The sequence below is a fragment of the Streptomyces sp. NPDC002181 genome, assembly GCF_042890485.1.
Classification (GTDB): Bacteria; Actinomycetota; Actinomycetes; order Streptomycetales; family Streptomycetaceae; genus Streptomyces.
In genome coordinates this window covers 398,330-423,527 of sequence record NZ_JBIASC010000005.1, presented here as the reverse complement: position 1 = coordinate 423,527, position 25,198 = coordinate 398,330, and the positions used below count along the sequence as shown (strand labels likewise).

General features: G+C 73.1%; 25 protein-coding genes. 11 read left to right on the top strand and 14 right to left on the bottom strand.

The annotated features are described in order from the left end of the window. Positions 1-41 precede the first annotated feature (41 nt). The 8 genes from ACFYXV_RS16975 (at position 42) to ACFYXV_RS16940 (ending at position 8,018) form a co-directional block, all read left to right on the top strand. Positions 42-710, top strand: coding sequence for a DJ-1/PfpI family protein (locus ACFYXV_RS16975; RefSeq protein ID WP_389383326.1), 669 nt, complete (start codon positions 42-44; stop codon positions 708-710). Beyond that, the gene (locus ACFYXV_RS16970; RefSeq protein WP_385467844.1) at positions 703-1,215 is read left to right on the top strand and encodes a MarR family winged helix-turn-helix transcriptional regulator; all 513 of its coding nucleotides are present in this window, start codon (positions 703-705) and stop codon (positions 1,213-1,215) included. The genes ACFYXV_RS16975 and ACFYXV_RS16970 overlap by 8 nt, the downstream gene beginning before the upstream one ends. A gap of 466 nt (positions 1,216-1,681) precedes the next feature. Beyond that, positions 1,682-2,710, top strand: coding sequence for an alpha/beta hydrolase (locus ACFYXV_RS16965; RefSeq protein ID WP_389383250.1), 1,029 nt, complete (start codon positions 1,682-1,684; stop codon positions 2,708-2,710). Beyond that, a complete protein-coding gene (locus ACFYXV_RS16960) occupies positions 2,703-3,893 on the top strand; it encodes an acyltransferase (protein ID WP_389383249.1) in 1,191 nt (396 codons plus the stop codon). Before ACFYXV_RS16965 ends, ACFYXV_RS16960 begins: the two co-directional genes overlap by 8 nt. Positions 3,894-3,903: 10 nt before the next feature. Continuing rightward, complete coding sequence (locus tag ACFYXV_RS16955; protein ID WP_385467852.1) at positions 3,904-5,226, top strand: sensor histidine kinase; 1,323 nt, start codon at positions 3,904-3,906, stop codon at positions 5,224-5,226. Between the two features lie 9 nt (positions 5,227-5,235). Further along, positions 5,236-5,916 (top strand): response regulator, encoded by a 681-nt coding sequence (locus ACFYXV_RS16950; RefSeq protein ID WP_385467855.1) that lies wholly within the window; start codon positions 5,236-5,238, stop codon positions 5,914-5,916. 87 nt (positions 5,917-6,003) lie between these two features. Continuing rightward, positions 6,004-7,362, top strand: a complete 1,359-nt coding sequence (locus tag ACFYXV_RS16945) for a histidine kinase (RefSeq protein WP_385467858.1) — start codon at positions 6,004-6,006, stop codon at positions 7,360-7,362. Then, on the top strand, positions 7,359-8,018 hold the full coding sequence (locus tag ACFYXV_RS16940) for a response regulator (protein WP_383339313.1): 660 nt from the start codon (positions 7,359-7,361) through the stop codon (positions 8,016-8,018). The genes ACFYXV_RS16945 and ACFYXV_RS16940 overlap by 4 nt, the downstream gene beginning before the upstream one ends. Positions 8,019-8,043: 25 nt before the next feature. Here the strand turns inward: ACFYXV_RS16940 and ACFYXV_RS16935 are convergent, their stop codons facing one another. Together ACFYXV_RS16935 and ACFYXV_RS16930 are read right to left on the bottom strand one after the other, a co-directional pair. Continuing rightward, positions 8,044-8,403 (bottom strand): hypothetical protein, encoded by a 360-nt coding sequence (locus ACFYXV_RS16935; RefSeq protein ID WP_385467861.1) that lies wholly within the window; start codon positions 8,401-8,403, stop codon positions 8,044-8,046. After that, positions 8,400-8,963 carry a DUF6232 family protein gene (locus tag ACFYXV_RS16930; protein WP_385467864.1) on the bottom strand — a complete coding sequence of 188 codons (564 nt, stop codon included), beginning with the start codon at positions 8,961-8,963 and terminating at the stop codon, positions 8,400-8,402. The genes ACFYXV_RS16935 and ACFYXV_RS16930 overlap by 4 nt, the downstream gene beginning before the upstream one ends. Before the next feature lie 212 nt (positions 8,964-9,175). Between ACFYXV_RS16930 and ACFYXV_RS16925 the strand changes: the two genes are divergently transcribed. Continuing rightward, the gene (locus ACFYXV_RS16925) at positions 9,176-10,372 is read left to right on the top strand and encodes a cytochrome P450 (protein ID WP_385467867.1); all 1,197 of its coding nucleotides are present in this window, start codon (positions 9,176-9,178) and stop codon (positions 10,370-10,372) included. Between the two features lie 16 nt (positions 10,373-10,388). On the opposite strand, the gene ACFYXV_RS16920 is transcribed toward ACFYXV_RS16925, so the two are convergent. After that, complete coding sequence (locus ACFYXV_RS16920; protein ID WP_389383248.1) at positions 10,389-11,963, bottom strand: ABC transporter permease; 1,575 nt, start codon at positions 11,961-11,963, stop codon at positions 10,389-10,391. Further along, positions 11,960-12,892: an ATP-binding cassette domain-containing protein gene (locus ACFYXV_RS16915; RefSeq protein WP_385467873.1), complete on the bottom strand. Its 933-nt coding sequence runs from the start codon at positions 12,890-12,892 to the stop codon at positions 11,960-11,962. The genes ACFYXV_RS16920 and ACFYXV_RS16915 overlap by 4 nt, the downstream gene beginning before the upstream one ends. A gap of 75 nt (positions 12,893-12,967) precedes the next feature. Here ACFYXV_RS16915 and ACFYXV_RS16910 point away from each other — a divergent pair, with 75 nt between their 5' ends. Then, positions 12,968-13,474, top strand: coding sequence for a GbsR/MarR family transcriptional regulator (locus ACFYXV_RS16910; RefSeq protein WP_385467876.1), 507 nt, complete (start codon positions 12,968-12,970; stop codon positions 13,472-13,474). 94 nt (positions 13,475-13,568) lie between these two features. On the opposite strand, the gene ACFYXV_RS16905 is transcribed toward ACFYXV_RS16910, so the two are convergent. Continuing rightward, positions 13,569-14,393: a diacylglycerol kinase gene (locus ACFYXV_RS16905; RefSeq protein WP_385467939.1), complete on the bottom strand. Its 825-nt coding sequence runs from the start codon at positions 14,391-14,393 to the stop codon at positions 13,569-13,571. 184 nt (positions 14,394-14,577) lie between these two features. Between ACFYXV_RS16905 and ACFYXV_RS16900 the strand changes: the two genes are divergently transcribed. Further along, on the top strand, positions 14,578-15,861 hold the full coding sequence (locus ACFYXV_RS16900; RefSeq protein WP_099890334.1) for an adenylosuccinate synthase: 1,284 nt from the start codon (positions 14,578-14,580) through the stop codon (positions 15,859-15,861). A 64-nt stretch (positions 15,862-15,925) separates the two neighbouring features. On the opposite strand, the gene ACFYXV_RS16895 is transcribed toward ACFYXV_RS16900, so the two are convergent. The 9 genes from ACFYXV_RS16895 to ACFYXV_RS16855 all read right to left on the bottom strand — a co-directional run bounded on the left by ACFYXV_RS16895 (position 15,926) and on the right by ACFYXV_RS16855 (position 25,144). Next, positions 15,926-16,810 (bottom strand): alpha/beta hydrolase family protein, encoded by an 885-nt coding sequence (locus ACFYXV_RS16895; RefSeq protein ID WP_389383246.1) that lies wholly within the window; start codon positions 16,808-16,810, stop codon positions 15,926-15,928. 166 nt (positions 16,811-16,976) lie between these two features. Further along, positions 16,977-18,188 carry a kynureninase gene (kynU, locus tag ACFYXV_RS16890; protein ID WP_389383245.1) on the bottom strand — a complete coding sequence of 404 codons (1,212 nt, stop codon included), beginning with the start codon at positions 18,186-18,188 and terminating at the stop codon, positions 16,977-16,979. Beyond that, positions 18,181-19,026 carry a tryptophan 2,3-dioxygenase family protein gene (locus ACFYXV_RS16885; RefSeq protein WP_385467886.1) on the bottom strand — a complete coding sequence of 282 codons (846 nt, stop codon included), beginning with the start codon at positions 19,024-19,026 and terminating at the stop codon, positions 18,181-18,183. The genes kynU and ACFYXV_RS16885 overlap by 8 nt, the downstream gene beginning before the upstream one ends. A 197-nt stretch (positions 19,027-19,223) precedes the next feature. Continuing rightward, positions 19,224-19,637 carry a DUF3151 domain-containing protein gene (locus ACFYXV_RS16880; protein WP_385467889.1) on the bottom strand — a complete coding sequence of 138 codons (414 nt, stop codon included), beginning with the start codon at positions 19,635-19,637 and terminating at the stop codon, positions 19,224-19,226. A gap of 101 nt (positions 19,638-19,738) precedes the next feature. Continuing rightward, positions 19,739-20,761 (bottom strand): class II fructose-bisphosphate aldolase, encoded by a 1,023-nt coding sequence (gene fbaA / locus ACFYXV_RS16875; RefSeq protein WP_030152875.1) that lies wholly within the window; start codon positions 20,759-20,761, stop codon positions 19,739-19,741. 287 nt (positions 20,762-21,048) lie between these two features. Next, positions 21,049-21,588, bottom strand: a complete 540-nt coding sequence (gene pyrE / locus ACFYXV_RS16870; protein ID WP_385467893.1) for an orotate phosphoribosyltransferase — start codon at positions 21,586-21,588, stop codon at positions 21,049-21,051. Positions 21,589-21,619: 31 nt separating this feature from the next. Further along, positions 21,620-22,405: an aldose 1-epimerase gene (locus ACFYXV_RS16865; RefSeq protein ID WP_389383244.1), complete on the bottom strand. Its 786-nt coding sequence runs from the start codon at positions 22,403-22,405 to the stop codon at positions 21,620-21,622. Positions 22,406-22,426: 21 nt separating this feature from the next. Further along, the gene (locus ACFYXV_RS16860; protein ID WP_389383243.1) at positions 22,427-23,371 is read right to left on the bottom strand and encodes an SRPBCC family protein; all 945 of its coding nucleotides are present in this window, start codon (positions 23,369-23,371) and stop codon (positions 22,427-22,429) included. Positions 23,372-23,503: 132 nt separating this feature from the next. Beyond that, a complete protein-coding gene (locus ACFYXV_RS16855) occupies positions 23,504-25,144 on the bottom strand; it encodes a polyamine aminopropyltransferase (protein WP_389383242.1) in 1,641 nt (546 codons plus the stop codon). Positions 25,145-25,198 lie beyond the last annotated feature (54 nt).

Genomic DNA, 25,198 nt, shown 5'->3' with positions numbered 1-25,198 from the left:
CATAGGGCAGGACGAACGGAAGCACGGAAGAGGCGATGACGATGACCGGCACGACCACTCCCAACACTCCCTCCGCTCCCACCGACCCGGCCGGCACCCGGCCCGTGCACCTCGCGGTGTACGACACGTACGCGGACTGGGAGACCGGCCACACCACCGCACACCTCGCCCAGCGCGGCCACCGGGTCCGCACGGTCGGCTTCGCCGCCGGAGCGCCGGTCACCACCATGGGCGGCGTACGCGTCCAGCCCGACCTCTCCCTCGCGGACCTCTCGCCCGCGGACTCCTCCCTCCTCATCCTGACCGGCGCCTCCCTGTGGGACTCCGGCGACGAGCTGGCCCCCTTCGCGGCGAAGGCACGGGAGTTCCTGGCGGCCGGCGTCCCGGTCGCGGCGATCTGCGGAGCAACCGCCGGCCTGGCCCGGGAGGGCCTGCTCGACACGTACGCCCACACCGGCGCGGCCGCCGCGTACCTGGCGCACCAGCCGGGCTACGCGGGCGCCGGGCGGTACGTCGAGGCCGACGCGGTGACGGACGGCGACCTGATCACGGCGGGACCGACGGAACCGGTCGCCTTCGCCCGGGAGGTCTTCGCCCGGCTGGGCGTCTACGAGCCGGAGGTCCTGGACGCCTGGTACCGCCTGTTCCACGACTCGGACGCGAGCGCGTACCCGGTGCTGATGGCCGCTGCGGAGCGCGGCGATGCCTGACCTCCCGTCCCCTCCCCCGTCGGCGCGGACCCGGCAGGACCTGCTGAGCCGGACCGCGCTCGGGGTGTTCGGCCTGAACGGCCGCTTCCTCGCGATCTCCGAGGAGCTGGCCGGGCCCGCCGGGCTGACCGCTGCCTGGTGGCAGGTGCTGGGCGCGGTGCTCCGGGAGCCGCTGCCGGTGGCCGGGATCGCCCGGGTCATGGGCATCACGCGGCAGAGCGTCCAGCGCGTCGCGGACCTGCTGGTGTCCAAGGGCCTCGCGGAGTACGTCCCGAACCCGGCGCACCGGCGCGCGAAGCTGCTCCGCCCGACGCAGGAGGGGCGTGCCGCCGTCGCCCGCATCGACCCGGCCCACGCCGCGTTCGCCGGCCGTCTCGCGGAGGAACTGGGCGAGGCGGCCTTCGCGGAAACGGTCGAGGTCCTGGACCGCCTCACGAAGGCCCTGGACACGCTGCTGGCCGGCGGGGCGACGGGAGCCGCCGGCACGGGGCCCACCCGGCCGTGAGCCGGTCCGGCTCCTCCCCGATGGCGGTGCGCAGGCCGTCGTGGCGGGGGCCCGGCTCGTGGCGGGGGCCCAGCTCGTGGCGGGCGCCCGGCTCGTGGCGGGCGCCCCGCCAGTACTCCTCCTGCTCGTACCGCCACACCGGCATGCGGACCGGTTCCGGGCCTGGACGGCGCAGCACGGTCGGGTTCCCGCCCCGATGCGCGCTGCCTGTGCGGTCGTTGCGCCAGTCTCCGTCGGTCATCCCGAGAACTCGGTCCACCGCCCCGGGGATGCATCCCCGGGCATGGTCCCGGGGGACGGCCCGCCTCCTCGGGCGTGGCTCTCAGGTCTGCCCCGTCATACCTGAGAGCCATACGGGAAGTGGGCTCCGCAGCGGGACGCCGACGATGCCCCCCAATTCCTAACTTCGGAACCGGAGAAGACGCGATCCAGCGCCTCCGGACCGAGCGAAGGAAAAGGGACCGCCATGACCCGCGCCACAGGACGCCCCGACGGACGCCTCGATGGACGCCCCGAACGACGCCCCGCCGGACGGCGGCGCGGCCGGCTGCGGCGCACCCTGCTGGCCGGGCTCGTCGCCGCGGCCGTCGTGGTGCCGGTGTCCGCCGCCGCCTCCCCCGACGTCCCCGCCCCGGCACCGGCCGCGCTCCCCGAACACACCGCGCTCCCGGACCGGTACGAGGCCAACCGCGCCGGCCTCGCGGAGGCGGCCCGCATGGCGCGGGAGGCCGGACGCACCGGCCGCGCGGCGAAGCTGGAGGCCATGGGAGCGGAGGGCACCGCACGGTTCCTCGCCTTCGACGGCCGCGGCAGGGGCCGGGCCGTCGAGGTGCTCGGCGATCTGGAGAGCGCCGACCGCATAGCCGTCCTGGTGCCCGGCTCCGACACCACGCTGGACACCTACCAGAGGTTCCGCGCCGGGGCCGTCGCCCTCCAACGGCACCTCCTGGCCGGACATCCGCGCTCGGCCGTGGTCGCCTGGCTCGGGTACGACACCCCCGGCACGGTCAGCCCGACCGTGCTGAGCACCGGCCGGGCGGACGCGGCCGCCGCCGAACTGGGCCCCTTCCTCGACCGTTTGGCACGGACGGCCCCGCCCGGCGCCCGGCTCTCCCTGCTCTGCCACTCCTACGGGAGCGTGGTCTGCGCCCGGACCCCCACCGGCCCCGCGGTCACGGACATGGCCCTGTTCGGCAGCCCCGGCACCGGCGCCTCATCCGCCTCGGAACTGCCGACCGGGGCCCGGGTCTGGGCCGGGCGCGGCGGGGCGGACTGGATCGGCCACGTTCCCCATGTGCGCCTCGGCGGGCTCGGTTTCGGCACCGACCCCGTCGATCCGGCCTTCGGGGCCCGGCCCTTCGCGGCCGGCCCCGGCGGGCACAGCGACTACCTCAAGCCGGGCACCGCGTCCCTCGACGGCCTGACCCGCATCGTCCTCGGCACCGCCCCGAGCACCCCGATCGCCCCGAGCACCCCGGAGGTCCCCCATGCGTAGGCTGCGCGCCCGCTGGTCCGCCCTCGCGGACCGCATCGACAGCGGCACTCCCGCAGACCGGGACCGGACCGTGGACGCCCTGCGGGCCTTCGCCATCCTCGGCGTGGTGCTGGGCCACTGGCTGGTGACCGCCCTGACCACCGCCAACGGCGGCCTGGCCGGCACCAGTCCGCTGGCCCACATGCCCCGGCTGGCGCCGGTGTCCTGGGTGTTCCAGACGCTGGCCGTGTTCTTCCTGGTCGGCGGCCACGTCGCCGCCCGCGGGTACACCGCGGCGCGCGGGCGCGGGGTGCCGTACGGGGTGTGGGTCGGGCAGCGGCTGGCGCGCCTGTTCCGGCCGGTCCCCGCAGTGCTCGCCCTGTGGACCGTGGCGGCGGCCGGGATGCTGCTCGGCGGGGCGGAGCCGGACACCGTCCGGACGCTGGTCAAGCTCGTCCTCTCCCCGCTCTGGTTCCTCCTCGTCTTCGGCGTGCTCACCGCCGCCACACCACTCGTGGCGCGGCTCAACCCGCTGTGGCCGGCGGCCGTGGTGGCCGGAGTGGACGTGTGGCGGTTCGGCCTCGGCGGGCCGGAGTGGATCGGCTGGGTCAACGTGGCCGCCGGCTGGCTCGTCCCCTACACCCTGGGCGCCGCCTGGTCCCGCGGGGCGTTCGCCCGGCGCACCCCGGCCGCCCTGCTGCTGGGCGCCGGCGCCGCCGCGACGGCCGGGCTGGTCCTCTGGGGCGGGTATCCGGCCTCCATGGTCGGTGTCCCCGGGGCCCCGATATCGAACCTGAACCCGCCGACCCTGGCCGCCGTCGCGTTCGGCCTGGCCCAGTGCGGGCTGGCCCTGCTGCTCCGGGGGCCACTGGAGCGGGCCGTGCGGCGGCCCCGGGTCTGGGCGAAGGTCGCGCTGGTGAACCTGTCCGCGATGACGATCTTCCTGTGGCACCAGACCGCGATGATGGCCGTCACCGCCCTGGGGCTGCTGGCCCCCGTCGATCTGCCCGGACTGCACACCGTGCCCGACTCCCCGCAGTGGATGGCGGCCCGGCTGCTGTGGCTGCCGGTGTTCGCGGCCGCGCTGGGCGTCTGCTGGGCCGCGTTCCGTACGTACGAGCAGGCCGGGCGGCCGAAGCGGCACCGGTCCTCCCGGACGGCCTCCGTCCGGGCACCCGAAGAGGTGACGGCGGCCCATGCCTAGGGTGGACGACGTGAACGAGCAGAGCGAACCGCCCACCGCGGAAGCGGAAGCGTCCTCCGGCAAGGCCGCCCGCGCGCCCCGGGCCCGGCTCCTGACGACGCCGGCCCTCGACCTGTTCACCATCGAGCGCGATCCGCTGCCCAGGATGTCCCGGCCGCGCTGGCTGGCCCGGCTGCCGCACGCGGTGGTCGTCTACGCCGCCGTCTTCTTCGGGTTCCTCACCACGGAGCAGATGAGCGACAACTACCACGACCAGGGCGGCATCCCGCTGGTGGCGGCGATCCTGACCGGCTCGTCCATCGCGCTCGCGATGTTCCGCCCGATCGCCGGCTGGTGGCTCGGCCTCCTGGCGGCGGCCGTGGTCGCCTGGTCGGTCCACGACGACGTCGGCCAGGGCCAGACCTGGCCCTGGATGCCGGCCGGGATCATCGCGTTCGCCCCCGTCCTGCTGCTGGTGGCCCTGCGCGTGCCGCCCCGCGTGACCGTCGCCGCGGTGGCCGTCCCCATCGCCCTGACCGGCCTGGCCGAGCTGCTGTTGAAACCGGAGCACAGCCAGAGCAGCGTCGTGGGCGCGATGCTCCTCTTCGGCTTCGTCGGCCTGCTCGGGTACGCCCTGCGGGCCACCCGCCTGGCCCGCGGCAAGCTCGTCGAGCAGGAGACGATCACCGAGGAGGAGCGGGCCCGGCGCACCCTGCTGGAGGAACGCAGCCGCATCGCCCGGGAGTTGCACGACGTCGTGGCCCACCACATGTCGGTGATCTCCATCCAGGCTCAGGTCGCCCCGCACCTGGTGGAAAACCCCTCCGAGGAGCTCAAGGAGAACCTGTCCGGCATCCGCGAGAACGCGCTGGAGGCCCTGACGGAACTGCGCCGCGTCCTGGGCGTACTGCGCTCCGAGCAGCCGGACGATCCCGCGAACCCGCACCACCCGCAGCCCACCCTCGCCGAACTGGACGGCCTCGTGGACAACGTGCGCGGGGCCGGACTGGCCGTCACCATCGAGGTCGCGGGCATCCGGCGGCCCCTCACCCCGGGCGTCGAGCTCACCGCCTACCGGATCGTGCAGGAGGCGCTGAGCAACTGCCTGCGCCACGCCCCCGGATCGCGGGTGGAGGTCGGCATCGCCTACGGGCCGCGCGAACTGCACCTGTGCGTCGCCAACAGCGCGCCGACGCGGCCGGCCCCGCCCTCGCACGGCGCCGGGCACGGTCTGCTCGGGATGCGGGAGCGGGCGGGCATGCTGGGGGGCGAGCTCGCCGCCGGCCCGCGCCCGGACGGCGGGTACGAGGTGAGCGCCGTGCTCCCGATGGACCCCGAGACGAAGAAGGACTGACGAGGACGCATGAGCACTCCGGCCGACCCCATCAAGGTGATGATCGCCGACGACCAGATGATGGTCCGGCAGGGCTTCACCGTCCTCCTCAACGCCCAGCCCGACATCGAGGTCGTCGGCCAGGCCGTGGACGGGGCCGACGCGGTGGCCAAGGCCGCCGCGTGCGCACCGGACGTGGTCCTGATGGACATCCGCATGCCCGGGATGGGCGGCATCGAGGCCACCTCCGTCATCACGGCCGCCCCCGGCTCCACCGTCAAGGTGCTCGTGCTGACCACCTTCGACCTCGACGAGTACGTGTACGAGGCGCTGCGCGCCGGAGCCTCCGGGTTCCTGCTCAAGGACGCGTCGGCCGACCAGCTCGCCGAGGCGGTGCGGGTGGTGGCGGCCGGTGAGGCGCTGCTCTCGCCGAACATCACCAGACGGCTGATCACGGAGTTCTCCCGGCTGGGGGCGCCGCGGGCGCCCTCGAAGGCACGGATCGACGAGCTGACCGAGCGGGAGACCGAGGTGCTGTCCCTGATCGCACAGGGCCTGTCCAACGCGGAGATCGCCGCGCACCTGGTGGTGGCCGAGCAGACCGTGAAGACACATGTGGGGCGGATCCTGGTGAAGCTCGGCCTGCGGGACCGCACCCAGGCCGCGGTGTTCGCGTACGAGACGGGTCTGGTCCGTCCGGCGGGCTACTGAGTGCCCCGCGTAGTACCTGAGGGGGAGGCCGGAACATCCCCTTCTGCGCCGACGCGGAAGAGGGGGCGGCCGACCTACGGTGTGGTCATGAGCGAGACGACCCCCCGGGCGAACCCCCGGACACCCGAGATCCGGATGGCCTCCGGCCTGTTCCGGAGCGTGCGCCAGGATCTGATCACGGACGCCTTCGCCTACCGGCCGCTCGCGCCGATGCGCACCGACGGGCCGGTGGTGCGCCGGCTGCCCGGCCGGATGCGGCCGTACCTGGCACATCTCCCGCATGCGGTCGTGGGGTTCGCCGCGTTCTTCGTGGTGATGCTGACGTCGACCACCAGCGGGGAGTACGTCGTACCGAGCAGCTCCCTCGTGATGGGGCTGATCGCGGCCGCGCCGGTGCTGATGACCCTGATGCGGCCCGTGGGCGCGTTCTGGGCGGCCCTGGTCGCCGCCGGGGTGCTCATGGTGGTCGGCTCCGGAATGAACGACGTGTGGCCCGGGTCGCCGGGCGCCTTCGTCTCCTATCTCGCGACGGTGACCTTCGCGGCGATGCGGACCAGGCCCCGGGCGGCCGTCTGGATGTGGCTGATCACCGTGGGGGCCGGGATCGCGATACCGGTCGGCTTCGGCCGGGGGGAGCCGGTCGAGATCATGCCGATGGCCTTCCTCCTGGCGGTCTCGCTGCTGGTGGTGACGGTCCGCAACATACGCAGGGAGGCGGAGCAGGAGGTCAGCGCGCAGCAGGAGGTCACGGCCGTCGAGAGGGACCGGCGGACGCTGCTGGAGGAGCGGACGACGATCGCGCGGGAGCTGCACGACGTGGTGGCCCACCACATGTCGGTGGTGGCGATCCAGGCGGAGGCCGCGCCGTACCGGGTGAAGAACCCGCCGCCGGAGCTGGAGGCGGCATTCGCCACCATCCGGGAGAACGCGGTGGCGGCGCTGACGGAGCTGCGCCGGGTGCTCGGTGTGGTGCGCTCCGCGGACTACGAGGCGCCGGACGCCCCCCAGCCGACGCTGGCCTCGCTGGACGGGCTGCTGGCCAATGTGCGCGAGGCCGGGCTGGGCGTGGAGAAGACGGTGACGGGTGCGGTGCGCGAGCTGCCGCCGGGCGTGGAGCTGTCGGCGTACCGGATCATCCAGGAGGCGCTGAGCAACAGCCTGCGCCACGCCCCGGGGGCGGCGGCCTCGGTCGAGGTGTCGTACGTACTGGGCGGGTTGGGGATACGGGTGGTCAACGCACCGGCGACGGGGGACGTGCGGCCCTCGCCCGGCGCCGGACACGGGATCACCGGGATGCGGGAGCGGGTGGCCATGCTGGAGGGCGAGATGACGGCCGGGGAGACCGGGGCGGGCGGGTACGAGGTGGCGGTGTTCATACCGGTGCGCGGCCGCCAGGACGCGGCGCCGGGGCCGGGGCAGTCGCAGGGACAGGGGCAGGCGTCATGACGATCAGAGTGCTGATCGTCGACGACCAGATGATGGTCCGGGAGGGCTTCTCCGTCCTGCTGAACGCGATGGAGGGCATCGAGGTGGTCGGCGAGGCGGTGGACGGCCGCGAGGCCATCGCCAAGGTGGCGGCGCTGCGGCCGGACGTGGTGCTGATGGACATCCGGATGCCCGTGATGAACGGGCTGGAGGCGACCCGGGAGATCGTGGCCTCGGACACCGACGCCAAGGTGCTGGTCCTGACGACCTTCGACCTCGACGAGTACGTGTACCAGGCCCTGCGGGCCGGGGCCTCCGGGTTCCTGCTCAAGGACGCGTCGGCCCGGCAGCTGGCCGACGGCGTGCGGGTGGTGGCCTCCGGTGAGGCGCTGCTGGCACCGACGGTCACCAAACGGCTGATCCTGGAGTTCTCGAAGCTGTCGGCCCCGCCGAAGCCGGCGGATCCGGCGGGGATCGGGGAGTTGACCGAGCGGGAGACGGAGGTGCTGGTGCTGATCGCGCAGGGGCTCTCCAACGCGGAGATCGCGGACCGGCTCATCGTCGCGGAGTCCACGATCAAGACGCACGTGAGCCGGATCCTGGTGAAGCTGGGCCTGCGCGATCGCACCCAGGCCGCGGTGTTCGCGTACGAGACCCGCCTGGTGACCCCGGCGTAGCGGAGGGTGCCGGATCCGGCACCGGCTACGCGGCGAGGAGTTCCAGGACGGCCCGTACGGCATCGAGGACGGGCTGGCCGATCGCTCCGGCCGTGGCGGCGATGCCCGCGACGGCGATCAGCGCCCGGTGCCGCTCCTGCGGCGGGGCCGCGTCGGAGCCGGCCGTGAGGGCCGGGAGTGCGTCGTCGATGGACCGCGCGGTCAGCGGGGACACCTGCTCGCGCAGCTCCGCCAGCAGGGCGACCAGCTCGCGGACGGCGTCCGCGAGGGCCGGATCGACCGGGCCGGCGGGCGCGGCCTCCGGGCCGTTGTTGACCATGCCGGTGTTGTGGGTGCCGCCGTGCATGTTGACGGTCCTGCCGTAGTAGTGGTTGTCCCCGCTCATGAGGTGCTCATTCCCACATTGTTGGAGCCGCCGTACATGTTCACGGCGTCGCCGAAGTAGTAGTTCCTCGGGTTGCTGATCGTCAGCCGCTCGACCTGTACACGGAGTTCGGTGTCCGGATTCTCGATCGCGTGGGCGATCTGGTGGACGAGCCGGTTCAGATGGCCGGTTTCCCCCGTGACCAAAGCGGTCGACTGCCCGTTCGACTCGACGGCCAGCACGAAGTGGGAGGGCGCGGTGATCACCCGCAGCCAGTCCACGATGAAATAGATCACGGCGGCCGCGGCGGCCAGCACCGCGAACTGCATCAAGCCGTCCAAAGTCTCGCGGTCCCGGCTGAAGGCGTTCACGGTGCTCGTGAACACCAGCAACACCAGCACGGTGATGAGCGTGAGCACCAATCGCTTCAGGAAGGCGAGCGTGGCATCCTTGCGGCGCGGATGCAGGTGGAACGTGTACACGCGGGCCACGTTCTGGAGCGGGTAGACCGCTCCGCCCACCCACAACAGCCGCTTGGTGACGGTCAGATCCAGACCTGCCGGCAGCCCGGCCGCCGTCATCGGAGGTGGTCCCGGCGGCCGCTGCGGAACCGGCGGCGGCGAGGCCGGCTGCTGCTGGTGCCAGGGCCGCTGGGGCACAGGTGGCTCTGTCGCTTCCATACATCCCCCCGAGATGGAACCGCATCGGCACGGAGCCTCATGAGAGCCTCCGGCGCGCGGGGCTCACAAGGCGAGTTCCGGCCGCGCCCGGGGCCGTCTTCTACAGTGAAGGGATGGGCTTTGATCCGTGGGACCCCGGGTTCGTCGCCGATCCTTACCCCGCCTACCGCGAACTGCGGGAGCAGGGAAGGGCACTGTGGTGGGAGGCCACCGGGCAGTGGCTCGTCCCGCACTACGCCGATGTGAGCGCGCTGCTGCGCGACCGCCGGCTCGGGCGGACCTACCTGCACCGCTTCTCGCACGAGGAGTTCGGCCGCGAGGCGCCGCCGCCGGGGCACGAACCCTTCCACGTCCTCAACGACAACGGCCTCTTGGACCTGGAGGACCCCGCCCACGCGCGCGTACGGCGGCTGGTGTCCAAGGCGTTCACCCCGCGCACCGTCGAGCAGCTCGCGCCCGCCGTGGACCGGATGGCCCGGGAGCTGGTCGGGCAGCTCCTCGCCGACGGGGGCGGGGACCTGCTCACCGTGGTCGCCGAGCCGCTTCCCGTGGCGGTGATCGCCGAGCTGCTCGGGGTCCCGGAATCGGACCGGCCCCTGCTGCGGCCCTGGTCGGCCGACATCTGCGGGATGTACGAGCTCCGCCCGGACGAGGAGACCGCGCGGCGGGCGGTCCGGGCGAGCGTGGAGTTCAGCGCCTACCTGCGCGAGCTGATCGCGGAGCGGCGCAAGGACCCCGGCGAGGATTTGATCTCCGGTCTGATCGCCGCCCACGATGACGAGGGAAGGCTCAGCGAGCAGGAGATGATCTCCACTTGCGTCCTCCTGCTCAACGCCGGTCACGAGGCCACCGTGAACACCACCGTCAACGGCTGGTGGGCCCTCTTCCGCCACCCCGAACAGCTCGCCTCGCTCGATTCCGAAAAGTTGTCCACAGCTGTGGATGAACTCATGCGCTACGACACCCCCCTCCAGCTGTTCGAGCGCTGGGTGCTCGACGACATCCGGGTCGGCGACACCGTCATCCCGCGCGGAGCCGAGGTCGCGCTGCTCTTCGGATCCGCCAACCGGGACCCCGCCCGCTTCGAGCGGCCCGACGCCCTGGACCTCGTACGGGCCGACAATCCGCACCTCAGCTTCGGCGCCGGGATCCACTACTGCCTGGGCGCACCGCTTGCGCGCCGGGAGCTGACCGCCTCGTTCGGGGCCCTGCTGGCGGACGGCGTCCCGCCCCTGAAGCTCGTACGGGAGCCTCGGTGGCGGGACGGGTACGTCATCCGCGGTCTGGACGAACTCCTCGTGGAATTCTGACCGTTCGGGTCGCGTGCTACGCCGTCAGGTCGCGGCGGCGCAGTGCCGCCAGGCCGGCCGCCAGCAGGGCCGCCGCCAGCGCGGTCAGCACCAGCAGCGGGGCCCAGACCAGGGCCTCGGCACCCGGCAGCTTGGGCAGGTGGGCGAAGGGCGAGAGGTCCAGGGCGGCCTGCGGCAGGTTCAGCGCCGGGCCGATCCATCCCAGCGTCAGCGCGCCCCCCGCCACCGCCCACGCGGCCACCGCGTACCGCGGGGCGGCTCCGTACAGGAGGGCGGCGAGGGCTCCGATCACCCAGACCGCCGGGAGCTGGGCGAGCGTCGCGCCCACCGCCGCCCCCACCCCCTCGCCGTGCCCGATCCCCAGGCCCAGTCCCGCGAGCAGCAGGATCAGCGCCGAGCCGCCGAAGGCCACCGCCAGGTGGCCTCCGGCCCAGCGCAGCCGGCCGACGGCGTTCGCGAGCAGCGGCTCGGCGCGCTGCCCCGACTCCTCGGCGCTCAGCCGCAGCACCGCCGAGACGATGTAGAGGGCGGCGACCATGCCGAGCATCCCGGCCATGGTCGCGAGGAAGGCGTCCGCGATCCCGCTCCGCCCGCCCATCCGCTCGATGATCTCGCGGGTCCGCTCGTTGTCGCCGACCAGCTGCGTGGCCCCGCCCGTCATCCCGCCGAAGACCACCCCGGCCGCCAGGAACGCCAGGCTCCATCCGATCAGGCTGCCCCGCTGGAGCCGCCAGGCCAGCGCCCCCGGGCCGGCGAGCCGGCCCTCCGCCGGGCCCGGGCGGGCCGGCAGGAAGCTCATGCCGATGTCGCGGCGGCCGGCCAGCGCGTACGCCGCCGCCGTCTGCGCCGCCACGGCCGCCGCGAACAGGGCGAACACCCACCAGCGTTCGCCCGCGAAGGCCCGTACGTGCTCCAGCCAGCCCAGCGGCGACACCCAGGTCAGCGCGCTCGAACCCCCGGCGCTCCCGGCGTCCCCGGCCGCGCGCAGCACGAAGGCCGCGCCGATCAGTGCGCCCGTGAGCCCCTTCGCGAGCCGGGCGCTCTCGGTGAGCTGCGCCGCGATGGCGGCCAGCGCCGCGAAGAGCATTCCGGTGGCGCCGATGCCGAGCCCGAGGGCCGCCGCACCGCCCGCCCCGCGCCCGGCGAGCCCGGCCGTCACCAGGAGCGCGGCCGCCCCGTTGGCCGTCAGGGCGGCGAGCAGGGCGGCCGTCAGCGGTGCCCGGCGGCCCACCATCGCGGCGGAGAGCATCTCCTGACGGCCCGTCTCCTCTTCCTCGCGGGTGTGCCGGACCACGATGACGAGGCTCATGATCCCGGCGAGCACCCCGGCGAAGATCCCTCCGCGCCAGGCGGTCAGGGCGCCGACGGAATCGCCGAAGGCGGGCCCGTACAGGGCGCGCAGCGAGCCGTTGGTGTTCATCGTCGTGAGCAGCCGGGCCCGTTCGGCGGCCGTCCCGTACACCGACTCCAGCGAGGCGGGCAGGCTGAGCACCAGCATCGCCACGACCGTGATCCAGACCGGCGTCATCACGCGGTCACGGCGCAGGGCGAGGCGCAGCAGCGCTCCGGTGCCGGCCAGTTGGTTCCTCATCGCGCCACGCCCGCCTTCACGTCGCCGCCGACGCCACCCCCGTGGACGTCGTCCGCGTAGTGCCGCAGGAAGAGCTCCTCCAGCGTGGGCGGCGTCGAGCTCAGCGACCGCACCCCGGAATCGGCGAGCGAGCGCAGTACGGCGTCCAGCTTGTCCGTGTCGGCCTGGAGGCGGATCTTCAGCCCGCGCACCTCCACGTCGTGCACGCCCGGCAGGTGCGCGATGCCGTTCGGCGGGCCGGCGAGCTCGGCGCTGATCGAGGTGCGCGTCAGGTGGCGCAGGTCGGCCAGCGTGCCCGTCTCCACCGTGCGGCCCTTGCGGATGATGCTGACCCGGTCGCAGAGGGTCTCGACCTCGCTCAGGATGTGCGAGCTGAGCAGCACGGTCCGCCCGGCGGCGCGCGCCTCGGCCACGCAGCCCTGGAAGACCCCCTCCATCAGCGGGTCCAGCCCGGAGGTGGGCTCGTCGAGGATGAGCAGCTCGGCGTCGGAGGAGAAGGCGGCGACGAGCGCGACCTTCTGCCGGTTGCCCTTGGAGTACGTGCGCCCCTTCTTGGTGGGGTCCAGCTCGAACCGCTCGGTCAGCTCGGCGCGCCGGGCCCGGTCCAGGCCCCCGCGCAGCCGTCCGTAGAGGTCGATGACCTCGCCGCCGGAGAGGTTGCGCCACAGGGTGACGTCGCCGGGGACGTAGGCGACGCGGCGGTGCAGTTCCACGGCCTCGGCCCAGGGGTCGCCGCCGAGCAGCTCGGCGGTGCCGGAGTCGGCGCGCAGCAGGCCCAGCAGGACGCGGATGGTGGTGGACTTGCCGGAGCCGTTGGGGCCGAGGAAGCCGTGGACCTCGCCGGTGGCGACCGAGAGGTCGAGACCGTCCAGTGCGTGGGTGCGGCCGAACGCCTTGTGGAGTCCGGCGACCCTGATTGCCTTCGTCATGATTCTGAACGTACGCTACTTTCACAAACTTGTGAAGCTAGGGAAACGTATAAAGTCGGGAAGGTGGCGGACGACATGAACACCCAGGCACCTGACGTACCAAGCGAGGGCGAGGCCGCGGTCTCCCGCTTCGTGGAACGGTTCGCCGCGCAGCTGACCGAAGCCGGGATGCAGCGAATGGCCTCGCGGGTCTTCGCGCAGCTGCTCGCGAGCGACAGCGGGTCGATGACCTCGGCGGAGCTGAGCGAGGCGCTCCGGATCAGCCCGGCCGCCGTGTCGGGGGCCGTGGCCTACCTGTCGCAGGTGACCATGGTCAGCCGGGAGCGCGAGCCGGGCTCCCGGCGGGACCGGTACGTCCTGCACAACGAGCTCTGGTACGAGACGTTCACCCGGCGGGACCAGGTGCTGGCCCTCTTCGAGAAGACCCTCCGCGACGGCGCGGCCGGAGTCGGCGCGGACACCCCGGCGGGCACGCGCATGGCGGAGACGGCGGCGTTCTTCGCGTTCCTGCAGGGCGAGATGCATTCCATGATGGACCGCTGGCGGGCCCACCGGGCCACCCTGGACCTCCCCGCCTCCTAGGGGGCGTCCGGGGCGGTTTCGGACGGGTGCCGGGCGGCATGACGGGCCATGGGCCGGCCGCCCCGCCGCACGCGGGGCGGAGCCGGGCCAGGGGTCAGCGCGGCACCGTCAGCGACCACGCCCCCGGCCGCAGCGTCCACGTACGGCGCCGGACCGGGCCGGCCACCAGCGCGTCCGCCCGGTAGCGGAAGTCCGGGCCCGACACCGTCACCGAGGCCGCCTTCACCCGCAGCGAGGAGCCGTCCGCAAGCCGGAGCGTCACCTCCGCCACCCCGCCGGAGGCCGCCGGCCCGCCGGAGGAGGACCCCGGCACCACCCGCAGGTCCTCCACCGCCCGGTCCACGTCCACCAGCAGCTGCCCGTCCGCCTCCACGCGCAGCCGGTGCCCGACCCGGGCCCCCGGGGGGACCAGCGTCCGCACCAGAGAGCGGTACGCGCTCCACACCGACGGCCCCGTCGGCCTCGCCCCCGCCCGCACGGGCGGAATGCGCAGGTCCCCGAGCACCACTCCATCGCTGTCGTCCACCAGCAGGTCCCGTGTCCGTACGGCCCCGTCCAGCACCGACCGCGCCGCCGCCACCGCCGACAGCGGGACACCGAGGGAGCGCGCCAGTCCGAGCGACCCCACCTGCCCCACCGGAATCAGCGAGACGGCGCCGTCCCCGAGCCCGCGCTCCCGGTACAGCAGTCCCACGGCCCGGACCAGAGCCCGGTCGTCGCCCACGATCACCGGCTGCCTATGACCCCGGCGGGCGAGGGCCCGCGCAAATTCCTCCTGCGAGTCCGGGAGGCAGATTTTCGCCGCGGCTCCCGCCGACAGAACATCCTTCGCGATCCGCACGGACTCGCCGTCAAGACGGCGGGCGACCGGGTCGACGAGCACGAGCAGGCCGCCTACCGGCGCGCCCGCATGGCTCATGGTGGGCTCTGGAGCCGACACCTCGGTCCTTCCTCGGGTAGCATCTTTGTGCAAGAGGCCCTTGCGCTATTGCGCCAGGGCCTTCGTCTATTCCGGGGTACCGGTCCGACGGCTCAGCCTGCGGTGTACATCGTCGTACGCCCCCTGACCTTGGACATGCCCCATCCGGAAGAGGTGTACGCCTGTGCCCGCTCTTGTGCTGCTCGGAGCTCAGTGGGGTGACGAGGGCAAGGGAAAGGCCACCGACCTGCTCGGTGGATCCGTTGACTATGTGGTGCGCTACCAGGGTGGCAACAACGCCGGCCACACGGTCGTCGTAGGCGACCAGAAGTACGCGCTGCACCTTCTCCCTTCCGGCATCCTCTCCCCCGGATGCACCCCGGTCATCGGCAACGGTGTCGTCGTCGACCCGGCCGTCCTGCTCTCCGAGCTGCGCGGCCTGAACGAGCGCGGCATCGACACCTCCAAGCTGCTCATCAGCGGCAACGCGCACCTGATCACGCCGTACAACGTCACCCTCGACAAGGTCGGCGAGCGCTTCCTCGGCAAGCGCAAGATCGGTACGACCGGCCGCGGCATCGGTCCGACGTACGCGGACAAGATCAACCGCATCGGCATCCGGGTCCAGGACCTGTACGACGAGTCGATCCTCACCCAGAAGGTCGAAGCGGCGCTGGAGGGCAAGAACCAGCTCCTCGCGAAGCTGTACAACCGCCGCGCGATCGACGTCGCCCAGATCGTCGAGGAGATGCTCCAGTACGCGGAGCAGATCAAGCCGTACGTCGCCGACACCACCCTGATCCTCAACAACGCGCTCGACGAGGACAAGGTCGTGCTCTTCGAGGGCGGCCAGGGCACCCTGCTCGACGTCGACCACGGCACGTACCCCTTCGTCACCTCCTCGAACCCGACCGCCGGCGGCGCCTGCACCGGCACCGGCGTGGGCCCGACGAAGATCAGCCGCGTCATCGGCATCCTGAAGGCGTACACGACCCGCGTCGGCGCCGGCCCGTTCCCGACCGAGCTGTTCGACCAGGACGGCGAGGACCTGCGCCGCATCGGCGGCGAGCGCGGCGTGACCACCGGCCGCGACCGCCGCTGCGGCTGGTTCGACGCGCCCATCGCCCGCTACGCCACCCGCGTGAACGGTCTGACGGACTTCTTCCTCACCAAGCTGGACGTGCTGACCGGCTGGGAGCAGATCCCGGTCTGCGTCGCGTACGAGATCGACGGCAAGCGCGTCGAGGAGCTCCCGTACTCGCAGACGGACTTCCACCACGCGAAGCCGATCTACGAGAACCTGCCCGGCTGGTCCGAGGACATCACCAAGGCCAAGACGTTCTCGGACCTCCCGAAGAACGCCCAGGCGTACGTGAAGGCCCTGGAGGAGATGTCGGGCGCCCCGATCTCCGCGATCGGCGTCGGCCCCGGCCGCACCGAGACGATCGAGATCAACTCGTTCCTCTAGGCCCCACCACGCGAGAAGGGGCGGTACGCCACACGGCGCACCGCCCCTTCTCGCGTACCCGGCCCTACCAGGCGAGCTGCGAGATCTCCTCGGCCACCACCGCGCAGGCGTCGGCCGCCGGGTCGATGAGCGGGAAGTGACCGACCCCGTCCAGCAGGGTCAGGCCCACCGTCTCCCCGGCCTTCGCCGCCGCGGCCACGTACGACTCCGCCACCGGCGCCGGGACCACGATGTCCTCCCGGCCGTGGACCACGGCCGTCGCGATCCCGGTCGGCAGCAGCAGCGCCGGGTCCGCGAACGGCAGGCGCTGCGCCCACTGGTCGGCGCCGCCCAGCAGCTGCGCGGAAGCGCCCCCGCACACGCCCAGCTCCTCCGCGGCCACGAAGTCCGCGATGGGGGCCAGCGCCACGACGCCGCGCAGCATCGGCGGCGAGGGCAGCCGCCAGGCCGGCGGGGAGCCGGGCGGCAGGACGTGCCGGGCCGAGGCCCACAGCGCGAGGTGGCCTCCCGCCGAGTGGCCGGTGATGACCGTGCGGCGCGGGTCGGCCTGCGGGAGGTGGGCCGGGGCGAGCCCCGGGAGGGCGTCCATCGCGGCGGCGACGTCGTCGAACGTCTCGGGCCAGCGGCCGGCCACGTGGCCCCCTGCGTTCTGGTGCGGCAGGGAACTCCCGCGCCGGTACTCCACGTTGGCGACCGCGAAACCCCGTCGGGCCAGGAAGTCCGCGAGCGGGGTGACGTGGTGGCGGTCGTACGGGGCGCGCCAGGCGCCGCCGTGCAGGAGCACGACCAGCGGGGCGGTGCCCGCGGCGGCCTCCCCGCGCGGGGCGTAGAAGTCGATCACCTGGTCCGGATGGTCCCCGTACGATCCGGTCGCGTCCGGGGGGACCGGCGGATGGGCGAAGGCCGAGGCGGCCTCGGCGGCGTCCCGTTCGACTGCGGGGTCCGTCATCGGCTCGACCTCTCGGTAACGCGTGGGACTGGTGTTCCGGCAGAGCGGGACCGTATCAGGCCGGAACAGGGGCGTCGGCGGGGGGCGGTGGGCCGTGGCCGGGATGTGCGGGGGCGGACGGAGCCGAAGCCCCGCCCGCCCGTTGCCGTGACGTTTCGCCCCTACATCACCCGAAAATGTGACCCAGTGTCCGGGCCGCACGCTCCGCGTCGGCGAATCCCACGTAGAGCGGGGTGAAACCGAAGCGCAGGACGTCGGGCGCGCGGAAGTCCCCGATCACGCCGCGGGAGATCAGGTCGTCCATGACCGCGCGGGCGTTCTCGGTGCGCAGCGAGACCTGGCTGCCGCGCCGCTCGTGCTCGGCCGGGGTGACCGATTCGACCTTGCCGGCCGGGACGTACGCGGCCACGCACTCCAGGAAGAAGTCGGTCAGGGCGAGGGACTTGGCCCGTACGGCCTCCACCGAGACCCCGTCCCAGGCGTCGAGCGCCGCTTCCAGGGCCAGCATGGACAGGATGTCCGGGGTGCCGACCCGGCCGCGGACCGCGCCGGCCGCCGGAGTGTAGTCCGGGGTCATCGCGAAGGGCTCCGCGTGACCGTTCCAGCCGGGGAGCGGCGAGTCGAAGGCCCCCTGGTGGCGGGCGGCGATGTAGAGGTACGCCGGGGAACCCGGGCCGCCGTTCAGGTACTTGTACGTACAGCCGACCGCGAGGTCGACGCCGTGCTCGTCGAGGCCGACGGGCAGGGCGCCGGCCGAGTGGCACAGGTCCCAGACGGTGACGGCCCCGGCGGCGCGGGCCGCCGCGGTGAGGGCCGGGAGGTCGTGGAGGCGGCCGCTGCGGTAGTCGACGTGGTTGAGGAGGACGACGGCGGTGTCCTCGTCCATCGCCCCGGCCGCGTCGGAGGGGTCGACCGGTATGACGGTCAGGCCGGTCATCCGGGCGGCCGACTCGGCGATGTAGCCGTCGGTGGGGAAGGTGGAGGCGTCGACCAGCATCCGCGTGCGGCCCGGGCGGGCCAGGCGGGCCGCGCCCACCAGGGCCTTGAACAGGTTGACGCTGGTGGAGTCGCCGACCACCGTCTGGCCGGGTGCGGCGCCGATGAGCGGGGAGAGCTTGTCGCCGATCCGCTCGGGGGCGGTCCACCAGGTGCCGGCGGACCAGGACTGGATGAGCTCCGTGCCCCACTCGTGGGTGATGACCTGCGCGATGCGGGCCGCGACCCCGGTCGTCAGCGCCCCCAGGGAGTTGCCGTCCAGGTAGACGACCCCGTCGGGGAGGGTGAACCGGTCGCGGAGCTTGCCCAGCTCGTCCGCGGTGTCGAGGGCGGCGGCGCGGGCCGCGAGGTCCGCCGGGAACTTCCCGTTCGCGTCAGACATGGCTGCGGGCCGTCCAGAGCTCCGGGAACACGTTCTTCGTGGCGCGCTTCTCCAGCCAGGTCACGCCGGCCGAGCCGCCCGTGCCGGTCTTGGCTCCCATCGCGCGGCGGGTGGCGACCAGGTGGTCGTTGCGCCAGCGCCAGACGAGCTCCGCGACGTCCGTGAGGACCTCGCCGAGGCGGTGCAGGTCGTGGTGGGCGTCGGGGTCCGCGTAGAGGGCGGTCCAGACGGCCTCGACCTCGGGCGAGGGCTCGTACCGCCGGGAGAGGTCGCGGTCCAGGACCTCCTGCGGGACCGCCAGGCCGCGGCGGGCCAGCAGGCGCAGGACCTCGTCGTACAGGCTGGGCTCCTGGAGGGCCTTCTCCAGCTCCGCGTGGACGCGCGGGGCGCCGCGGTGCGGGACGAGCATCGAGGCCGACTTCTCGCCGAGCAGGAACTCCATGCGGCGGTACATCGCCGACTGGAAGCCCGAGCCCTCGCCGAGGGCGGCGCGGTAGGCGTTGAACTGGCCCGGGGTGAGCTGGGCGAGCGGGCGCCAGGAGGCGTTGAGGGCCTCCAGTTCGCGCAGGGACCGCTTCAGCGCGTCCATCGCGACGGGGACGGTGTCCTCGCGGAGGGCCTTCGCGGCCGTCTCCCATTCGTGGACGATGACCGTGAACCACAGCTCCATGACCTGGGTCGTCACCAGGAAGACCATCTCGCCCGGGTCGTCCGAGCGGGGGTTCTGGAGGTGGGTGAGGACGTCGGCCTGGACGTAGTCCTCGTACGGGGTCGTGCCGGCGAAGTCGAGGTTCGGGGTGTCCGAACCGGCTCCGGAGGCATCAAGGGTGTTCGACATCGCTGTCTCCTCGACACGTGCTTCCGGGTAGCGGTCCGCCCCTTCCGATGGGTGAGTGGAGCCCCGGTCCCCTGCTCGCATCATAGGACCGGTTGCACGAATCCCTCTATTGGGGTGTGACCGGCGTCACAGGTGTTTTTCGGACACTACGGCATGCCGGGGCCCCGCGGGCGGGACCCCGGCCGTTGGGACGCGCCTCAGGCGCCGAGCACGTCCGCCGCCGTCTCGGAGGAGTCGCGCAGGAAGGTCGAGCAGCGCTCGTACTCCTCCTTCTCGCCGATCGCCCCGGCCGCGCGGGAGAGGGCGAACAGGGCGCGCAGGAAGCCGCGGTTCGGCTCGTGCTCCCACGGCACCGGCCCGTGGCCCTTCCAGCCGGCGCGGCGCAGCGCGTCGAGACCGCGGTGGTAGCCCGTACGGGCGTACGCGTAGGACTCGACGGTGCGGCCGGCGGCGAACGCCTCGTCGGCGAGCACCGCCCAGGCGAGGGAGGAGGTCGGGTGCGCGGCGGCCACCTCGACGGCGGGGGTGCCCGCGGCGATGGCCTCGCGGCCCGGCTCGTCGGGGAGGTGGGTGGGGGCGGGGCCCCCGAGCAGGTTCTGGTGAATGGACATGCCCCAAGTCTGGGGTATCGGGCCCCTGCTGCGGCGAAGGGCCCGGTCCTCCGTCTCGCGACGGTGGACCGGGCCCTTCGGTCGTACGGGTGTGGCGGGTGCTACTTCAGCTTCGTGCCCGTCGAGCGCAGGTTCGCGCACGCCTCGGTGACGCGCTTGGCCATGCTCGCCTCGGCGAGCTTGCCCCAGGTGCGCGGGTCGTAGGTGGACTTCTTGCCGACCTCGCCGTCGACCTTCAGGACACCGTCGTAGTTGCGGAACATGTGGTCCGCGACCGGGCGGGTGAAGGCGTACTGGGTGTCGGTGTCGAGGTTCATCTTCACGACGCCGTTCTCCAGCGCGGTGGCGATCTCCTGCTCGGAGGAGCCGGAGCCGCCGTGGAAGACGAAGTCGAACGGGCTGGTCTTGCCGTACTTCTCGCCGACACCCTGCTGAAGGTCCTTCAGCAGCTCGGGACGCAGGACGACGTTGCCCGGCTTGTAGACGCCGTGCACGTTGCCGAAGGAGGCGGCCAGCAGGTAGCGGCCCTTCTCGCCCAGGCCCAGGGCCTCGGCGGTGCGGATCGCGTCGTCGACGGTGGTGTACAGCTCGTCGTTGATCTCGTGGGTGACGCCGTCCTCCTCGCCGCCGGTCGGGGTGATCTCGACCTCAAGGATGATCTTCGCGGCGGCGGCCTTGGCGAGCAGCTCCTGGCCGATGGCCAGGTTGTCGGCCAGGGTCTCGGCGGAGCCGTCCCACATGTGCGACTGGAAGAGCGGGTTCAGACCACGGGCCACGCGCTCGGCGGAGACCTCAAGGAGCGGGCGGACGTAGCCGTCCAGCTTGTCCTTGGGGCAGTGGTCCGTGTGCAGGGCGACGGTGACGTCGTACTTCGCGGCGACGATGTGCGCGAACTCGGCCAGGGCGACGGCGCCGGTGACCATGTCCTTCTTGTACTGGCCACCCAGGAACTCCGCACCACCGGTGGAGATCTGGATGATGCCGTCGCTCTCGGCCTCCGCGAAGCCGCGCAGTGCAGCGTGCAGGGTCTGGGTCGAGGTCACGTTGATCGCCGGGTAGGCAAACTTGCCTGCCTTCGCCCGGTCGAGCATCTCGTTGTAGACCTCGGGGGTTGCGATGGGCATCTGTCCGCTCCTTGGATGTGCGGGGAGTGTGCGATTGCTGGCCCTGACCTGGGGGCGACGTAACCGTCGGGCTCATCTTTCCAGACTCCGCGCGACACTCCACCCGTGCCGGGTGGACCGTTTCACGTGAAACACTCCGCCCGACCGGGAAAAGGCAGGTCAGGACCTGTGCCCGGAGCACCGGGGGCCTAAGTCACCAGTTCTCCGGGGGCCAGCATGCGAGACCGGACAAGATCGAATGCGACCGGGCCGGACCGGCCCCGTCGCTCGACCGACCGGGTCCGGGCTCAGCCCAGGTCGAGATCGGCGAGCCGGTAGCCGGTGAGGTAGGGCAGACCGGCCCCGGCGATGGCGTCGGCGGCGCCGCGGTCCACGATCGTGGCGACGGCGACGACCTCGCCGCCGGCCTCGCGCACGGCCTCGACGGCCGTCAGCGGGGACCCGCCGGTGGTCGAGGTGTCCTCGACCACCAGACAGCGCTTGCCCTTCACATCGGTGCCCTCGATACGGCGCTGCATGCCGTGGGCCTTCTGCGCCTTGCGGACGACGAAGGCGTCGAGGCGCTCACCGCGCGCGGCGGACGCGTGGAGCATCGAGGTCGCGACCGGGTCGGCGCCCAGGGTCAGCCCGCCGACGCAGTCGAACTCCAGGTCGGCGGTGAGGTCGAGCATGACCTGACCGACCATCGGGGCGGCCTCGCCGTCCAGGGTGATACGGCGGAGGTCGATGTAGTAGTCGGCCTCCTTGCCGGAGGAGAGGATCACCTTGCCGTGCACGACGGCCTTGTCCTTGATCTGCTGCAGAAGCGCATCGCGTACGTCAGTCATGACCCCGAGCTTAGGGGGTGTCCGGCGCGCCTCAGCCGAGCCGCCGCCAGGTCCACGTCGTGGAGATCTCCAGCGGGTCGACCGGCGTGACCAGGCGCGGGAGGCTGTTCAGACCGTTCGGCGGACCCGACTGCGGCTCCACGCAGACGGCTTCGGGCTGCTCGTCGTAGATGACCACCCATTCCTCGCGGCTGCGGACCTTGAGCTCCAGCGCCCCGGGCCAGGTGAGGGTGACGTCCACACCGTGCGGCATGCCGAAGCAGTCGTCCCAGGGCCCGGGCTCGGGGTCGATGCGGTGCCCGGTGGGGATGTGGTCGGCGTCCCGCTCCTCCTGCCACCCGGCCTCGAAATCGAGCCGCACGTCCTCGCCGGTGCCGAGGTTGCGGTTGAACCACGGGTGCCAGCCGGCCTGGGCCGGGAACGAGTCGCCGTACGTCTCGACGCCCATGGAGAGCGTCAGGCTCTCGGCCGTCAGCTCGACGGTCTGCGTGACCCGGCCGGCCCAGGGCCACGGGTCGGCGAGGTCGTGGACGAACGCCGCATCGGTGTCGCCGTGGCGGACCTTGCGCCACGGGTGGTCGCGGCCGAAGCCGTGGATCGCGTGTGGCGGGTGGTTGAGCGGGAGCTGGTGGAGGACGCCGCCGTCCCGGAACCGCCCTTCCGCGGTCCGCCCGCACCACGGCACCATGGGGAACGAGCCGAAGTGCGCCCCTTGGCGCAGCAGCTCCACGCCGTCGATGCGCAGGCTGCTGATCCGGCAGCCGTCCTCCTGGTCGACGGTCACCTCGGCGCCGCCTGCGGTCAGTTGCGTACTCATGCACCTGACTCTAACCACGGGTCAGCGGCGGCGGCGCAGGGCTCTGCCGACGACGACCGCCGAGGCCAGCGCGAGGGCGGCGGCCGGGGCGATCCAGCGCAGGCTCGCGCCGGCGCCGGAAGAGGTGGGGGCCGGCACCGGGGCGTAGCGGCCGCGCGGGGGCGCGTGGTCGACCTCCTCGGCGCTGCGGCCGATCATGGTGCGGCGGGCATGGGCGGCCTCGGCGGGCGGCTGCGCGGCGGCGGCGAACTCGTCGACGTCCCCGATGTCGCCGATGTCCCCGATCCGGTCGAGCTCCGGGAGGCCCTCGAAGTCCCCGTCCATGAAGGGCTCCAAGGACGGGGGCGGCACCTCGGTGTCGAAGACGGACGCCGTGACCTCATCGGTGACACCGCCGTCCTCCCCGTCCGGGCCCCCGTCCCCGGCGGTCCCGGCCCCCTTGGCCCCCTTGGCCTCCTTGGCCTCCTTGGCTTCTTCCGCTTCTTCCGCCTCGGCGATGACGTCGGTCACCGGCTCCTCCTGCTCCTCCGCTCCGGCGGCGGCCAGCGCCGCGAGCTGCTCGGCGGCCCTCTCCAGGAGCCGGCGGACGGCGGTGGCGGTGGCCTCCGGCGGGAAGGCGGCGGCGCGCCCGTCGGCGGTGCCCTCGGCGGTGAACTCCAGCCGCGTCCCTCCGGCGGCCGGGGTCAGCAGCAGCCCGAGGACCAGCTTGACGGCGCCGCTGCCGCGGATCTCCGTGCCCTCTCCGGCTACCGTGAACCGGTCCGGATCCCGCTCGGTGACGGTCAGGGCCCCGCGGTAGGTGACGGTGTGCCCGCCGACCCGGAGTTTGAGGCGGCCCGACACGGGCCCGGACGCCGCGTCGGCGTCCTGCTGGAGCCCGGGTACGCAGCGGGCCACCAGGGCGGGGTCGCGCAGCACGGCGCGGAGGTTGTCTGCCGGTACCGGAACGAACACCTGATGCTCCATGTGGTCGAGCCTACCGAGATGAGGCCCCTCCGTACCCGGTCCGGCACTCACGAATGGCCGGTGCGCGCGAATCACCCGGGCTCGCGAATCGCCCGGGCTTGCGAATGCCTCGGGCTTGCGAATGCCTCGGGCTTACGAGTACCTCGGATGCGGGAGCGTCGACGGCGGAAGGCCCGCCACCCGGGTCCGCTCCGCGTCGCGCGCGGCGTCGTGCAGGGACTGCGTGGACAGCGAGCGCGGCCACGGCGCGTCCCGGTCCACACGCAGCTCGGGAACCCGCTCCCGGCCGGCCAGGACGAAGCCCCAGTCCTGCGGCGGCGCGTTGGAGGTGCCGGGCGCGCGGTCGGGGCCGGCGGCGAAGCCGGAGAGCCGGCCGCCCGCGCTGTAGGGCGCGGTGCGCAGGCCGGCCGCGCGCAGGGTGGCTTCGACCGTCCAGTAGGTACGCGGGCGCGTGACCAGCGGTCCCGCGTGGACGGCGAGGCGCCCGCCGGGCCGCAGGGCCCGTGCGGCGAGCCCGTAGAACTCCTGCGAGTACAGCTTCGTGCTCGGGGTGATGCCCGGGTCGGGCAGGTCGGAGACGATGACGTCGTACCGCTCCCGGGCGGCGGGCCCCCGCAGCCAGTGGAACGCGTCCTGCGTGACGACCCCGAGGCGCGGATCCTCGTACGCCCGGGCGTTGAGCGCGGACAGCATCGGGTCGGTGCGGGCGAGCCGGACCACGCCGGGGTCGAGCTCGACGACGGTCACGGAGGTGACGTCCCGGTAGCGCAGCACCTCGCGGGCGGCGAGCCCGTCGCCGCCGCCGAGGACCAGGACCCGGGCGTGCGGGCCCGTCATCGCGGGGTGCACGAGGGCCTCGTGGTAGCGGTACTCGTCGTAGCCGCTGACCCGCAGCCGGCCGTCCAGGAACAGGTCGAGGGAGCGCGGGGATCCGGTGGCGGGGCCGGTCAGGACGAGCTCCTGCACGCCGGTCTGCCGGGCGACGCGGACCTCGCCGCCGTAGACGGCGCGGCGGGCCACCCGCTCGAAGTCGTCGGCGAGGACGGTCGCGCAGGCGAGGACGGCGAGCACGGTGAGGTGCGTGGCGATCAGCAGCCAGCGCGAGCGGCGGCTCAGGTCGCGGCGGAACAGCCACAGGACCAGGCCCGCGCCGACGACCGCGTTGACGGTGCCGGTCAGCATCGCGCCGGTCAGCTGGCCGAGCAGCGGCAGCAGGAGGAAGGGAAAGGCCAGCCCGCCGACGAGGGCGCCCACGTAGTCGGCGGCGAACAGGTCGGCGACGGCGCCGCCGGCGTCCTGTCTGCGGATGCGCTGGATGAGGACCATCAGCAGGGGGATCTCGGCCCCGATGAGCACGCCGATCGCGAAGGAGAAGGCCACGAGCGCGGGCCGCGACTCGCCGAGCCAGGCGAAGCTCGCGTACAGCGCCATCGCGGAGAGCCCGCCCAGCAGCGCGAGGCCCGCCTCGATGGCGGCGAATCCGAAGGCGGGCCGTCTGCGCAGCCGTTTGGCCAGCAGGGAGCCGACGCCCATCGCGAAGACCATGACGGACAGCACGACGGACGCCTGCGTGACGGAGTCGCCGATGAGGTAGGAGCCCAGGGCGAGCAGCTCCAGCTCGTACACGAGGCCGCAGGCGGCGCAGACGAACACGGTGGCCAGGACGAGGAGCCGGCCGGTCCGGGGCCGTACGGGCAGGGCGGCCGGGAGGGTCGCCGCGCCCCGCGGCTCCGGAGCCCGGAGCACCCGGCGCGGGACGGAACGGTCGATCATGCAGCGAACCGTACGTCACCGCACACTCGCATTCCGTCACCCACATGGGTGCAA

What these genes read in the sequence shown, in the direction of transcription:
- ACFYXV_RS16885 (WP_385467886.1), bottom strand. Translation starts at nt 19,026, where the DNA reads ATGTCGAACACCCTTGATGCCTCCGGAGCCGGTTCGGACACCCCGAAC.
- kynU (WP_389383245.1), bottom strand. Translation starts at nt 18,188, where the DNA reads ATGTCTGACGCGAACGGGAAGTTCCCGGCGGACCTCGCGGCCCGCGCC.
- ACFYXV_RS16920 (WP_389383248.1), bottom strand. Translation starts at nt 11,963, where the DNA reads ATGAGGAACCAACTGGCCGGCACCGGAGCGCTGCTGCGCCTCGCCCTG.
- ACFYXV_RS16895 (WP_389383246.1), bottom strand. Translation starts at nt 16,810, where the DNA reads ATGACGGACCCCGCAGTCGAACGGGACGCCGCCGAGGCCGCCTCGGCC.
- ACFYXV_RS16880 (WP_385467889.1), bottom strand. Translation starts at nt 19,637, where the DNA reads ATGTCCATTCACCAGAACCTGCTCGGGGGCCCCGCCCCCACCCACCTC.
- ACFYXV_RS16915 (WP_385467873.1), bottom strand. Translation starts at nt 12,892, where the DNA reads ATGACGAAGGCAATCAGGGTCGCCGGACTCCACAAGGCGTTCGGCCGC.
- ACFYXV_RS16865 (WP_389383244.1), bottom strand. Translation starts at nt 22,405, where the DNA reads ATGAGTACGCAACTGACCGCAGGCGGCGCCGAGGTGACCGTCGACCAG.
- ACFYXV_RS16930 (WP_385467864.1), bottom strand. Translation starts at nt 8,963, where the DNA reads ATGACGGCGGCCGGGCTGCCGGCAGGTCTGGATCTGACCGTCACCAAG.
- ACFYXV_RS16960 (WP_389383249.1), top strand. Translation starts at nt 2,703, where the DNA reads ATGCGTAGGCTGCGCGCCCGCTGGTCCGCCCTCGCGGACCGCATCGAC.
- ACFYXV_RS16925 (WP_385467867.1), top strand. Translation starts at nt 9,176, where the DNA reads ATGGGCTTTGATCCGTGGGACCCCGGGTTCGTCGCCGATCCTTACCCC.
- ACFYXV_RS16940 (WP_383339313.1), top strand. Translation starts at nt 7,359, where the DNA reads ATGACGATCAGAGTGCTGATCGTCGACGACCAGATGATGGTCCGGGAG.
- pyrE (WP_385467893.1), bottom strand. Translation starts at nt 21,588, where the DNA reads ATGACTGACGTACGCGATGCGCTTCTGCAGCAGATCAAGGACAAGGCC.
- ACFYXV_RS16860 (WP_389383243.1), bottom strand. Translation starts at nt 23,371, where the DNA reads ATGGAGCATCAGGTGTTCGTTCCGGTACCGGCAGACAACCTCCGCGCC.
- ACFYXV_RS16970 (WP_385467844.1), top strand. Translation starts at nt 703, where the DNA reads ATGCCTGACCTCCCGTCCCCTCCCCCGTCGGCGCGGACCCGGCAGGAC.
- ACFYXV_RS16945 (WP_385467858.1), top strand. Translation starts at nt 6,004, where the DNA reads ATGAGCGAGACGACCCCCCGGGCGAACCCCCGGACACCCGAGATCCGG.
- ACFYXV_RS16905 (WP_385467939.1), bottom strand. Translation starts at nt 14,393, where the DNA reads ATGAGCCATGCGGGCGCGCCGGTAGGCGGCCTGCTCGTGCTCGTCGAC.
- ACFYXV_RS16910 (WP_385467876.1), top strand. Translation starts at nt 12,968, where the DNA reads ATGAACACCCAGGCACCTGACGTACCAAGCGAGGGCGAGGCCGCGGTC.
- fbaA (WP_030152875.1), bottom strand. Translation starts at nt 20,761, where the DNA reads ATGCCCATCGCAACCCCCGAGGTCTACAACGAGATGCTCGACCGGGCG.
- ACFYXV_RS16935 (WP_385467861.1), bottom strand. Translation starts at nt 8,403, where the DNA reads ATGAGCGGGGACAACCACTACTACGGCAGGACCGTCAACATGCACGGC.
- ACFYXV_RS16975 (WP_389383326.1), top strand. Translation starts at nt 42, where the DNA reads ATGACCGGCACGACCACTCCCAACACTCCCTCCGCTCCCACCGACCCG.
- ACFYXV_RS16855 (WP_389383242.1), bottom strand. Translation starts at nt 25,144, where the DNA reads ATGATCGACCGTTCCGTCCCGCGCCGGGTGCTCCGGGCTCCGGAGCCG.
- ACFYXV_RS16950 (WP_385467855.1), top strand. Translation starts at nt 5,236, where the DNA reads ATGAGCACTCCGGCCGACCCCATCAAGGTGATGATCGCCGACGACCAG.
- ACFYXV_RS16965 (WP_389383250.1), top strand. Translation starts at nt 1,682, where the DNA reads ATGACCCGCGCCACAGGACGCCCCGACGGACGCCTCGATGGACGCCCC.